The 13297-nt window shown below is 49.7% G+C and carries 6 protein-coding genes; all 6 read right to left on the reverse strand.

The genetic code is table 11. From position 1 onward, the window contains the following. The 6 genes from Q0Z70_RS03545 to Q0Z70_RS03570 all read right to left on the reverse strand — a co-directional run bounded on the left by Q0Z70_RS03545 (position 1) and on the right by Q0Z70_RS03570 (position 13286). Positions 1-1359 (reverse strand): glycoside hydrolase family 28 protein, encoded by a 1359-nt coding sequence (locus tag Q0Z70_RS03545; protein WP_298072770.1) that lies wholly within the window; start codon positions 1357-1359, stop codon positions 1-3. Positions 1360-1449: 90 nt separating this feature from the next. Beyond that, positions 1450-3750 (reverse strand): glycosyl hydrolase 115 family protein, encoded by a 2301-nt coding sequence (locus Q0Z70_RS03550; RefSeq protein ID WP_298072772.1) that lies wholly within the window; start codon positions 3748-3750, stop codon positions 1450-1452. A gap of 76 nt (positions 3751-3826) precedes the next feature. After that, positions 3827-7114, reverse strand: a complete 3288-nt coding sequence (locus Q0Z70_RS03555) for a DUF6250 domain-containing protein (protein WP_298072715.1) — start codon at positions 7112-7114, stop codon at positions 3827-3829. 28 nt (positions 7115-7142) lie between these two features. After that, positions 7143-8783, reverse strand: a complete 1641-nt coding sequence (locus Q0Z70_RS03560; protein ID WP_298072717.1) for a rhamnogalacturonan acetylesterase — start codon at positions 8781-8783, stop codon at positions 7143-7145. Between the two features lie 143 nt (positions 8784-8926). After that, positions 8927-11932 carry a DUF4982 domain-containing protein gene (locus tag Q0Z70_RS03565; RefSeq protein ID WP_298072719.1) on the reverse strand — a complete coding sequence of 1002 codons (3006 nt, stop codon included), beginning with the start codon at positions 11930-11932 and terminating at the stop codon, positions 8927-8929. A 13-nt stretch (positions 11933-11945) separates the two neighbouring features. Then, positions 11946-13286, reverse strand: coding sequence for an oligogalacturonide lyase (locus tag Q0Z70_RS03570; protein ID WP_298072721.1), 1341 nt, complete (start codon positions 13284-13286; stop codon positions 11946-11948). Positions 13287-13297 lie beyond the last annotated feature (11 nt).

A 13297-nucleotide genomic window follows, 5' to 3' on the forward strand; every position in this document is an offset into this window, starting at 1 on the left:
TTAGCTGTTTTCGTTATATCGTAAATTCTCTTCTCTTATATCCTCTGCATTTACTATATTCTTCACGGTATCTGTCACTTCTTTTACAAAGACATTTTTAATTTCAACCCTTTTAATCGGCAAACGGACGTCTCCCTTCAAATCATATACAACTTCTGCCCGATCACACAAGATACTATCAAGATAAATATCACTTATACGCGTAAGGCTATCTTTATAAGTAGGCACCAAATCTCTCCACTGATATAATACATCTGTATCTATCTCTAAAACACGCTGCATCTTACTCGCTTTGATATTTTTCACCCAAATATTCTCTATGAATCCGCCTCTGCGATGGTTTGTCTTGGCAAAAATCAGACGAAAAACAGAATCGGGAGCTATACAATCATGCATATATACATTACGAACACCCGCAGACATTTCACTGCCAATTCCCAATAAAGAATGCCCTTTCCGTATTTGACAATTACGGATTACAATATTTTCCGAAGGTACATTCAACCTCCACGCATCCTGATTACGACCGGATTTTATTACAATGCCATCGTCTCCCTGGTCATAAATACACTTCTCAACCAGTATATTCCGACTCATCTCCAAATCAATTCCATCATTATTATGCCCATGAGCTTTCACATCGAGATTACGAACGATGGCACCATCGCATAAATAAAGATGAATTGTCCAAAAAGGACTTTGCCTGATACTAAAACTATCAAGCAACACATTCCGACAACGATTGAAATGTAATAAATGAGGTCGAAGATTGTTCTCATTCTTGGCCATTTGACGTTGTTCAACAGGAACATAAGTAGAAGCCATAGTGTACAACGTTTTCAAAGCATTCAAATGAGGTTGAGGCCGTCCAAACCATTCACGCCAGGTATTCATCACCGGAGCCAACACACCACTACCCGTTATTGCAATGTTGTCACAATCAAAAGCATAAATCAACGGAGAATAGTTATAACACTCCATACCTTCCCAGGATGTCATAACAGCAGGCAAATAATCCTGTGGATTATCTGTAAATCGCAAAACGGCGCCTTCTGACAAATGCAGGTTTACCCCACTTTTCATGTGGATTGGCCCTGTCAACCATTCTCCCTTCGGAATAACGACCCGCCCTCCTCCTGAACGGCTACAAATCTCAATCGCGGAATTAATCGCCTCCGTATTTATCGTCTTTCCATCAGCGACCGCCCCATAATCCGTAACCAAAAAATTTGTAGAAGGGAAAATATATTCCTTTATCGGTTTCATGGGAAAAGGGGCCTCCACGTACACTTCCTTATATAAAGAATCAGGAGCTACATCACATGAAACGATTCCTCCCCCCAAAAGCCCCCATAACATTAACCATAAAGACAATTCTCTTTTCATCTCAGTCCTTCTTCCAATTTACGTTCAACTATAAAATCATCAATCAAAACCCCGCGACCAATGTCAATTCTCATAAACCTTAATCTGATCCAAGACAACACCTTCATCCAAAGCCTTGAATCTCAACCGATGATTTACTGTAGCTTGCGGCTTCAGCACAACACGACGGATGGCCTGATTACGCAAAACATTGACCTTCCATTCTTCACTCCGCCCTATTGTCTGATAACTACAAACAATCCCTTCACCTCCATCCAAAGAAAGCTCAAAACGAAGTTCTTCACCCTCAACCGGATGATTCGGGAGCAAACAAACTTCAAAGACTAAAGAATCGGCAGCCGATTGACATTCAAAATCAAAAGAGAGTTGTTGTCCTTGACCCAAAGCAACGGCTTTCCCTTCGTAACCGATTCCTTCACATATCGCAGGATGAACTTCGATGCAATCAGCGCCATTCCATTGAAAAAGGATTTTAGGCTCTTCCAACATATTCTCTGTAGACATAGAATGCGGCACACGATTAAAAACAGGCAAACAGCGAGGAGAGCAATCCATTACACGATCCCATTTGCCCATATTATATAGCCGGGTCAAGGACACGATGCTATCATAAGCCATATCACTCTTTCTCCAGTCTCCTTTTCCATGTCTGGCCAACTGAGCCTCCAACAACTTAAAATTCATCTGCGCAGCTGCTTGCACAGGATATTTTATCAGTTGAAAGAACGCATCTTTCCGACTGTCTGCGACTTCAGATGAAATCTTTTCCACCCGATCTGAAAGCTGTTGATAAGCAGATATACGTTCTCTGATGTAAGTTTCACTCCAAGGCAAATCGGCTATAATCTTATACTTAGGATCCTTTTCCTCTGTACGGGTCGCACCCATAAACTCAGGCTTACGTATATAAGCCAAGCGATAATGTTCAAGCAAGACCGGGAGCGTTTGCGTAGCAACAGATTGGCCAAACTCTCTTTCCAGGAAACAATGCAAATGCTCAGTAACACCCTGTTTCTTCACTTCACCAATATTCCAGGCCATATCTAAAAACAATTCGATCTGATATTCGGCCGGTTTGATATCCCCAACATTCAATATCCACATTTTGCGAATGCCTCGTTCATAAGCCTGAGCCATTTGCTGATAAATCAAACCTGGCTGAACCGTGCAAAGCCAAAGATAATCATGGGGACGTCCCCAATAAGAAATATGATAATAAATCCCATTGCCACCCTTCCGAGCCTTTTCCGCTTCTGTCGGGAAATGACGGATATAGCCATAATTATCGTCACACCACATCAAGGTCACATCATCTGGAACCTCCAGTCCGGCATTATAGACATCCAGAACTTCTTTATATGGTATAAAAACCTGAGGAATATCGGTCACCGTTTCATCTACATAACGAGCCAGTAAGCTACGCTGATCCTTTAATACCTGTTCAAGTACTTGCTTCTGTTCACCAACCGTCTTTGCACCATTCATGGCTCCGTCATGCACACCTCTCATTCCCAATGTATAGAGATTGTCATATCCTGCCACTTCTTTAATACGTTCCTCCCAAAAGGTTCGTACATTCTCCCGATTATTCACATAGTCATATTCACCCTTCCCATCCCGTTTCCATTCGCCATTCGTATTTCGCATCATCGGTTCGCAATGGGAAGTACCAATATAAATACCATATTTATCTGCAACTTCTTTATTGCCTTCTGTAAAATAAAAAGGGACAGAACATTCATGCATGGCAGGCCAAAATGTATTGGCACGCAGACGGAGCAGTAACTCAAAGATGCGTGCATGTGTTTTAGGCCCTATTTGCCCTTTTACTGAAGTAGGTTCATAAGTCAACCCACTCCAAGGAGTAAGTCCCCAATCCTCATCATTGATGAAAATACCCCGAAAATCGACTGAGGGTTCTTGTAGATCCTTATACGATGCAGGCAGGACAAACTCTTTTCGTGGTTTAGGAACTACATCCGCCCACCATTCCCATGGCGAAACACCGATTAGCCGTGACAATTCCATAATGCCGTAAGCAGTACCGCGCTTATCGCTACCGGCAATGAGCAGACGACCTTTTGGAGAAACTTTCAGCAGGAAAGCTTCATGTCTCCCTTGAAGCATACTGACATCAACACCGGTCTGTCGGATTAAAGGACTTTCCCATGTTCCCACGATAACATCCCCACCGGAAAGGCTGATTTGAGGCTTCACACCAAAAACAGCCTGCCAGTCACGTGTCAATATCTGCAAAGCAGTATGTACGACCGGAGCTTCTTCCTCTACACAAGAGATATTCAATAGTTTCTGCGAACCGGCAACAAAATCCCGACTTGCAGACAGATTGCCGGCAAGCATCATCAAGGCAACGGTGACAAACAATCTCAAATCCTTCCACATTTTATCTCAACATTAAGACAGACAAGAACCCTATATTTCATTCACCCCAAGGTATCACTTCCTGCATATATATTGCATCCAGACTCCATGTCGCAGCATCATTCGTACTAATATATTTGCATTCATCCAACTCGGAAGGCACAAAAGGAGGCAGAACCGTTTCCACGCTAAGTCCACCTTTCTCTACAGAAGGGACATCCGCACATAAATCATCCCACGCTTCTTTCGCTTTCTGCATATCACGCGAATAATAAGCAGCGTATGCATGAAGACGAGAAATCCGAAAACTATTACGACGAAGTTCCCATGATTTCTGTTTATAATTAGCGGCCAGATCCAACCAGCTTTCTCTCCATTCGGGTAAATCAATCATTTGCATCATTTCATTCATCACCTCAAAACCGCCCATAATTGTCATCAGATGATTCGTCGTTTGAAGTTTAGGATCGCACTCACTGGTTATAATCCCGGTAGCCGGGTCAAATCCCAATGCCAGGGGACCGGTAAAAATCCGGCTTGGCAATGCGGCTATACTCTTCATTCCGGCTACAATCTTATTGCGATAGGCTTCATTACCTGTACGTTCCCATTCTGTCATCCAATTACCGGCGTAGCCCAACCAATCGGGGCCTATGCGCAAACGTGCCGGCGCCGTACAAGGATATTGTTCACGCGGTTGTGCCAAACGCATCGGGTCGAGGGTATATAATTTCTGTTCTGCATCCTTTACCTCTGTCATCAGGTCACCACAACGTTCGTCTGTAGTGAGATAATAATAAAAGCGATTCCACGCAGCCTGACTGATACGCGCTTCTTTCGCGCCACATCCCCAATGACTTACATTATGGCGGCTGCCCAGTCCCGCATTCGGTCCAATATGATAGACATCCACCTCAGCCGTATGACGGGTCATCGCTTCCGCCATTTGCCAAAGATCGGCACGCCCTGTACGCAAAAAATTATACCACAACCACATGTTGGAGGCAAGTTCCGTATTATCCCAGGCAAAACCTCCAATATCATATCGCCAAGTATGACGAACCGGGTCATAAGCGTGCATCACATCTCCATAATTCCAGAAGCCATACCATTTATTCTGCTCTATGGCTTTTGTATAGAACTCTACAAAAGACTCCAACCGGTCTTCTATTTTTGCACGAAATGCCGTAGTCCTGTCGGGCAAACTCCATACGCCAAAAGCCCTGCGAGCATGCAAATATTCAGGGACAGGCATCAGCACTCCTGCCGGACTTGAAAACTGTTCAGCGACAAGTGCAAAATCGGCTTTCCCCGTGTACCCTCCCTGAGGGAGTAAAGTAAGCGTCGTGGTTCTGGCAATGCCATAAGGGGTGCTCAGCCCCTCCTGAACATCCTCATAACTGGCGTTCAAGTCATGGGCTACATTATCATAATGCCGCAAATCCATCGGTTCACTATCGGGACTCCAAAGCCACGCCGTAATGGTTGCCTCTTCTGTTTTTGCGCCTGTAACCTCAATGGAAGAAGGATAGGATTGCCAGAAATCATGCAGACAAAGTCCTAAACCGCCGCTTACGTCCCCAAGAAATGCAAAACCGTTACTACGTGTCCCGGAAAAAGTTCCAATCCATGGATTATCGGTATTGGCCCGTTTGCGAATGGAAAAAGCATCCGCTGTTAATTGAGAAAGGCGATACCCGTCCCATGAAGCCCAATTATCTATCAAATTTCGGTTAGGGGAATCAAACTTATCATATTCGGGTATGCGTTTGCCTTCCATCTGTTGTTGTTGCAAAAGAGGGGCATTCTTATCTTCATCTTTCGGGAGCGACAACACCCTACGTCCTACCAACGGTTGAATCGGCTCACTCCAGACGCCTCCATCTGCACATGAAAAAGCGACATGCCTGTTGTAAAGCGCTTCGCGCATAGGTACTGTGAAACGCACTCCCAAAGCACGGATGAAATCGTTCTTCTCATCCCCATCGAACACGATACTGTGCACCATCTTGACTTGCTCGCTTCCGGCATAAAAATAAAGACGAACCACAAACGGCAACCACTCGCGCCCATCATTGCTTCTGTGCACTCCTTCAAGTTTCACTACCGCACGCACATTCCCCGCCCGCTCCACAGAAACCGACTTCACCTCACCGGCATAGTTGACAAAAGCTATTTGAGAGGTCGTTTCCAATGCGGGTTCGCTCTGTGTAGTACAAACCAAACGCCCACAAGAACCTACTTTTATTCCTTTATAAACCAAGCTGTCTATTAAGAATTCTCCCTTTCGAGGAATATACGCTGAAAGCACACCGGTCTCTATCCGAATGTCCTGAGCCGTTTCATCAATCAGCAGGCCATTTTCTTCGGCAGATTTCTTCCCCTTTCTTTTATCTTCCATCTTGGAAAGGACAAGCTCACCGGCTGAAGCAGGTACGACACCCGCTACTCCCAACCACTTTACCGAACCATCCGGCCAATAAGCCAACGGCCACGTATCTATCTGTATTTCCTTTTTCTCTTTACCCGACACCAACTGCCAATCGGTACCGGACTTTACATATCCCTCGTCAAAAGGCACGCCGAAACTTACCGCCTTGGCTTGAGCGGGTTCACCACCAATCCAATGCAATGCGACTTCATTTCCTTGCAAGGGTTCGCATGAATATCGGAAATGGGTAATGCGGGTACGCGACAAGGTGGTTCGGAATCCAAACCAGCCTTCAGTCAACGGATTGGCATCCCTAAAATCCACCAGGCGCTTCCCATCTATATAATAACTAACCCTATTGTTCTCATTTGTTATCTGGATATGATACCAACGGTTTGCTTCCAACAAATGTTCCTTGTCTTTATACTCCTTCAGAATTGCAGGACGAGCTTCGGCATCTGTCACACCGGCTTCATTTCCGTCATAACGGCGGAATCGGGTTGTTGAGTTGTGATTTCCGCCATACCCCATATAATAAAGTTGTAAAGAGTAACTGTTTAAGAAAATACCATTACGCCATTTCACACGCTTCCACAAATCATTCGGATATTTCGGATCCGATGCCATCCAGAAACAGTTTAAATCGCTCAAGCGATCCCTTTCATTTTCCACGACGACACAGGCATCATATTCGATGGTTACCTTTCCGCTCATCTTCTCTTTGCGCCATAAGGTAAGTCCCTTCGGTGCGACAATCTCAGCCGTATCACCACGAAACGTCACGCTATAATCCGGCGATTCCGATTCTACCTTCCAGTATTTCGAAAACTCACTCTTATTCAGTCCCGACACATTTTGTGCTTTTACTTCCAACGCGACTGCCAATAATAAAAAGGCTATGCAAATGTTTCTCATGCGAATGATAACTAAAGGGGTTATACCATTATTTTATATAATTCTTCAACGGACAGTCTGTTTGCTTCAATCCATCCACAATGCTTTGAGCATTCAATCTTGCTCCCTTTAAGGACGTATGGGTATGGTCACGTTTAAAATACTCCCCGACAACACGCAATCCTTCATTGAAGCCCATATCCTGCAACTTGTCTGCCGTAATCTTATTCAAGTCAATAAACCAAGCGCCCGTTTCCTCAGCAGCCTGACGAGTCCATGCGCCAAATGAATCGGTATTACGTTCGATCCGGCCATTATCCCATTTGTTTCGAGGGGTGTGACTCAACACAATCGGATAAGCGCCCTTCTCCCTGACATCCATGATAAACTTACGCAAATACCAGCCAAAAGTATAAACAACCTGATACTTACCGGTCGCTTCCATTTTGAACACCTTGCTCTCACCCCCTGCTCCCGGCAATTCAGCCCGCGCCTTGCCCGTGTTGATGTCACCTGCATCATTGTGTCCGAACTGTATCAATACAAAATCACCCGGCTGAAGCGCATTATACACCTTGTCCCAGCGTCCTTCATCCAAAAACGTTCGCGCACTGCGTCCGGCCATGGCATGATTTTCCACTGTGATGCGCGTCGTGTCCATGCACTCCGCTATCACACTTCCCCAGCCCCACATGCCGTCTCCTTTGTCTTCATTGCGTACCGTACTGTCGCCGATGGTAAAGAGCACGGGACACCCTTCCTTACGCGTAGCACCTGTAACCGTATCTTTTTCTATGGGCTTCAGATACTTGGCCAAAGCCAGATTCTTGTAATTACGGATGCCTTCGGCAGCGGAAGCGGCATTCACACGGGCACCGAACTCACTGGTGTGAATTCTATCCAGATAGAACATATATTTCACTTTCTCTTTCCCGAAAGTCTCAAATTTACGTGCTGTAATCTCATTGAGATCTATAAAAGGCACATGTTCCTTTTTGGCAACTTGCTTTGCCCACAATCCAAAGGTCTCACTGACGCGGGTCACAATAGTACTGTCCGCATCTTCCCAGGCATTACGAGGGGTCAGCGACATCAAGATGGGATAGGCTCCGCGTTTTTTCACATCGCGAATGAACCGGCGCATGTATTCCCCATACGTATAGACCGTTTCCTTTGCCCCCGTCTCTTTAATCGTCACCGCCAACGAATCTCTGCCGATTCCGGGGATAGAAGCACGGGCACGACCGCTGTCATACGGCCCATTATCGTTATGTCCCAACTCGATAATCACCCAGTCACCCTTGCGAATGCCCGTCAGCACTTCCGGCCAAAGGCGGTTGTAGAACGTGCGGCTGCTGGTGCCGCCCAAAGCATGATTTTCCACCGTTATACGGTTTTCATCAAAATGCTCATGGGCAAAATAGCCCCATCCCCATTGTCCATTGTTCCCGTTACCTAAAGTACCTGTACGCATCGTGCTGTTCCCGACCAGGAACAACACGGGATGATCTCCCTTACGACTGGAACCGGGAACCGGACGCGCTGTACGTGCTTTGTTCAAACTGTCAAGCGTATTGTCTATCACCTGATTTACGTCTTTCATCGGAGCAGTCACAGGCTTCTGGGCATGAACCTGGAAAGCCGTCGACAGGCCTAAACACAAACCTATAAAAGCATTCTTCCTATTCATCGTTTTACATTCTTATTGTTTACAAAGATAGCGACACCGTTCAAACCCTTAAATAGAAAATTATTCATATCTATGTTTTTTTGTCCACACTCTCAAATCTTCAAACAAATGATCCATCTCCATTCTGATCGAATGCAGGGATTTTATTGCCGCAGATTTTCTTTAAACTCAATCTCTACAATACGCAATTCATGGTTGGTCTTGTCCCCGTTCTTTGCCTTGAACAGATCCAGTTCACCGGCGGCAGGCGCTGCCACTTCTACAATCTGGCCGAATTCATCTCCCTCTTTGCTGGCTCCCTTCAGACGGACGGTTATTTCATCGGTCCGCACAGGCTTCACTTTGAGATGGATATATCCCAAGCTTTTCTCTGTCTCACCGCTCCATATCAATTCCTTGCCCGCATAGATTTCCAACGGATAACTGCGCATGCGCCAGCCTGTCAGCTTCATACAGATTTCATCGACACGCGCCGCCCGTTCCAGACGATAGGTAATCCAGGCCGTCTGCAAGCGGCCGTCGTTCGTCCATTCGCTCAGCTCATTGTCATCAAAACTGTTGCCGGCCTTATCGGCATTGGCTCCTGCCGTTGCCGAGAGGATGCCCGCATCCACCTTTGTCACCACATACGAAGGAGTAAGCGGAGTCTCACCCCGCGTCAGTCTTCCTTCCAACTCATCGCCGGGGATGTAACGGCTCAATCCCTGTTCCACTTCCACCGGCAAGGTCGTCAGCCGGACTTCGGCAGGTTTCAGTCCGTCCGCCACAGCCTTGATGTGGACGGTGCCCGCCTGCACAAGCGAACGGATTAACGCACGATTGACACCGCATTCCACCGGCAGGTCTTTAGACAAGATACAGTTGTCAGGGCCTTGCGCAATGCCGCCCCGCCATTCGGCCGGGCCTTCCAGTTCAAAATGGATTACGTCATGGGCCAGGGGACAACGCAAGCCGTCCTTATCGGTCACTTCCACCTGCAAGAGTGCCATATCGGCTCCATCGGCCTTCCAGTCTTTCGGATTTTGAATGACACTCAGCCTGATTTGCTCCGGCCGGCCGGCTGTCTGCAACCGGGTGCGGCAGCATTCCCTGCCATGCTCGTCGTAGCCCACCGCTTCGAGCGTCCCCGGTTCAAACGCAACACGGTCGAATGTATAGAGGAAACGGTACTTTTGCTCACCGCATCCCAATGATTTCCCGTTCAGAAACAGTTCCACCCGCTCCGTGTTCGAAACGACATACACGGGTTTCACCACCGTATCGTTGTAGTTCCAATGCCCTACGATATGAATGCGCGGGTGCTCGATGTCCACCCATCCGTCCCACATCACCTGATGGGCAAAGAAAGGATCTTTCGGTATGCGCATCGGGTCGGTCACGCCGCTGCGGCGATAGTTCTCCACCCCGCGATAGTGTGTGTTCGTGTCCGAGAAAATGATCTTGACGCCACCGGAGCTGACACGGTCGCCCGTACCCGGACGTTCCTGCCAATAATCGAACCAGCGGATGACGTTTTCGACGGTAAACGAGTCCTGATTGTGGTTGTAGGCCCTGGCATCGACCTTCTTCTGAACCGTATTTGTCATGGCCGAACGGAACGAATCGTTTCCCGCGCCGTTCTTATGATAAGGATAGGAATATTCATCCCAATACTTGCGCAGGCCTTTGTCGCGGCAATATTCCATCGCCCACATCGGATGGTGGCTGCTCTTGTTGATGTACAGCATTTCACCGCCGTACTCCGCCTCCCGGATGTCCAGCATCTCGCGCGAGCCGATGGCACGTCCGCCGTGAGGGTCGTACCGGTCGCGCAGGGCTTTCATCTCCAGCATGTGTTCGCGGCTGATGGATTCGTTGCCGCATTCGTAGAAGATGATACTCGGATTGTTGCGGTTGTAGATGATGGCGTCGCGCATCAGTTCGACACGCTGCTCCCATTGGCGGCCCTGACGGTCTTTTTCCGCATCACCGGCAGGCATGGCCTGCATCAGGCCCACACGGTCGCACGACTCGATGTCCTGCTTCCAGGGCGTGATGTGCATCCAACGCACCAGGTTGGCGTTGCCTTCCACCATCAGGCCGTTGCTGTAGTCGCTCAGCCAGGCCGGAACACTCATGCCCACACCCGGCCATTCGTTGCTGGTGCGCTGGGCAAAACCCTTCACCTGGATGACGCGGTCGTTCAGCCAGACCTTTCCTTTGCCGAAGCGGGTCTTGCGGAAACCGGTTCGCGTGCTGACTTCATCCACTTTTTCGCCGTCCACCCAGAGACTGGTCTTCACCACGTACAGATAGCCGTAGCCCCAGCTCCAGAAGTGAAGCCCGTCCACCTCGGACTCGGCCTTCAGCACCGTCTGCCCGCCGGGCTCCACGACGACAGGAGAGCTTTCAAACGTCTTCAGCAGACGGCCGTCGCGGTCAATCAGTTCCGCACGGCAGCACACTTCCTTCGCCCGACCGTATTCATTCCGCACCTCGGACTCGGCATGAATGACCGCCTTGCGCGACTTCACGCGGATGTCTTCGGCATAGATGTAGACACCGGTAGTCTTCAGGTTGCTATAGAGGGGAAGCGTCTGATACAGCTTGTCCGTGACATGCAGCCAAACGTTCTTCGGGATGCCGCCGTAGTTGGCATTGAAGTTACGGTCGCTCCACTGGTACTTCGTATCGGTGGCCCGCTCCTTGTAGTTCCAGTTGTTGTCCACGCGGACGGCCATCACGTTGTCGCCGCCATAGCGGATATAGGGAGTCAGATCGAAACCGACCGCCATCGCACCGTTCTCGTGCAAACCGAGGCAATGCCCGTTGAGGTAGAAGTCGGCTCCCTGGCGCACGCCTTCAAACTCGACAAAAACCTTCTTCCCCCGCGAACCGGCCGGCAGGCGGAAGTGCTTGCGATACCACACGACGGTGTCGGTCAGCTGCTCGATACTGAGCCGGAAAGCCTCGTCTTCGTTGAAGGGACGGGGCAGGGTGACCTGCTTCCAGTCCCGGTCGGTAAACCGGACTTCGCGGGCCTGAGGGTCGTCGCCCACATGCAGCAGCCATTCGGCATTGAAATTATACTTGCCCCGGACGTCCTGTCCCACGACGGGAAGCAGGCATCCGAACAAACCGATCAGAAGGATTTCCAACAATCTGCACATAGTCTATTCGATTTTATTCCATTATTTTATCCGCGTTGTCCGGCACGTCCGTCATCATCAGGTTCAGGCGCTTGCCGTTGGTGAAGTGGCCCGACTGGAAGAGCACCTTCGTGCCGTCAGGGCTGAAGCTGGGGTGGGCGTGGTCGGGCCGCATCTTCGTGTCGGACACGAGCCAGTGGCGCTCGCCCGTGCGGACATCTATCAGCCAGACGTTGCCGCCGAAGGTATCGCCTGCCGCCCAACGGTCGTCGTGGCTGGCGTTGCAATGCCAGAAGCCGCGACCCACGAGCTGGCCGTCAATGGCCTGGCGGTCTTTCTCCATTTCGACCTGACCCAACAGTTCGACGTCGTCCGTGCGCAGGTTGATGCGCAGGATGCCGCTGGCCTGCTTGCGGAGGCGGGGCTGGAAGCCCAGGATGTTGAAATACACATAGTCGCGGGAGGCAAATGTTTCGTGCGTCACCCAGTCGAGCGCCGTCTCCCGGTACAGGGGCTTGAACACGCGGCCGTCCGCCGTGCAGAACCACATGCGCTGATGGGCGTCTCCTCCGGTCTCGTTGCAGAACACGATTTCGCCGGGCGTGAAGCGGCTGGCCTGGATATGGCCCACCTTGAACTCGGTGTCGATGACTTTCTCCACACGGCCGGTAGCCAGATCCATCTTACGGATGCCGCACAGGGTAGGCTGTATCTTGATAGGCTGGTCGCCTTCGGGGCGGAAGGCATTCCGCTTCATGCGTTCCAGTTCTTCGGGCGTACCGTCGCGTTCGACGGTGATGTAGGCATAGTCGTCGTTGCAGTCCACCGCGAAGCCGCCGGGACGTCCCATCTCTTTAGGGAAGGTGCCGACCGTGCGCTCGTAGTCGGCCGGACGGCCTACCTTGCCCCGGTCGACGTCGGCGAAGAAACGGTCGAGATCCATGACGGAGAGCGTCCACTCTCCGTCGCGGCTGCGGCTGATAAACATGCGGTTGGACTTGCGGGCCAGATAGATGCCGCCTAAGCCGGTGCCTTCGGTAGCCTGGATAATGCGGCCGGTGGCCATCTCGATGAAGAACATCTGCGTGGGTCGCCAGCGGCGCGTCTTGCCGTCGGGCGTCGTAGTCTGCTGTTCGGGATCGCCGGCGCGGGTGGAAGAACGGAATATCAGATACTTCCCGTCGGACGTCCACATCGGGTCGGTCTGGTAGAGGAAGTGGTCGTTCTGGAGGGTGTCCGTCAGTACCGTAATCGTGCGGCCCGTCTGCGCGTCCACGTAGGTTGTCTTTTCGGACGGAGTGCAGTTTCCGAACTGGGCCGAAGCCGTGCCGCCCAGCAGGGCGCACCATGCGGCGGATAACAAGAGTCTTTTCATGGTTTTTAACT

The organism is uncultured Bacteroides sp. (genome assembly GCF_947632445.1).
GTDB lineage: Bacteria > Bacteroidota > Bacteroidia > Bacteroidales > Bacteroidaceae > Bacteroides.

Bases quoted from the DNA above. Each gene is read 5' to 3' on its own strand.
- Q0Z70_RS03555 (WP_298072715.1), bottom strand. From the start codon at position 7,114: ATGAGAAACATTTGCATAGCCTTTTTATTATTGGCAGTCGCGTTGGAA.
- Q0Z70_RS03570 (WP_298072721.1), bottom strand. From the start codon at position 13,286: ATGAAAAGACTCTTGTTATCCGCCGCATGGTGCGCCCTGCTGGGCGGC.
- Q0Z70_RS03545 (WP_298072770.1), bottom strand. From the start codon at position 1,359: ATGTTATGGGGGCTTTTGGGGGGAGGAATCGTTTCATGTGATGTAGCT.
- Q0Z70_RS03560 (WP_298072717.1), bottom strand. From the start codon at position 8,783: ATGAATAGGAAGAATGCTTTTATAGGTTTGTGTTTAGGCCTGTCGACG.
- Q0Z70_RS03565 (WP_298072719.1), bottom strand. From the start codon at position 11,932: ATGTGCAGATTGTTGGAAATCCTTCTGATCGGTTTGTTCGGATGCCTG.
- Q0Z70_RS03550 (WP_298072772.1), bottom strand. From the start codon at position 3,750: ATGATGCTTGCCGGCAATCTGTCTGCAAGTCGGGATTTTGTTGCCGGT.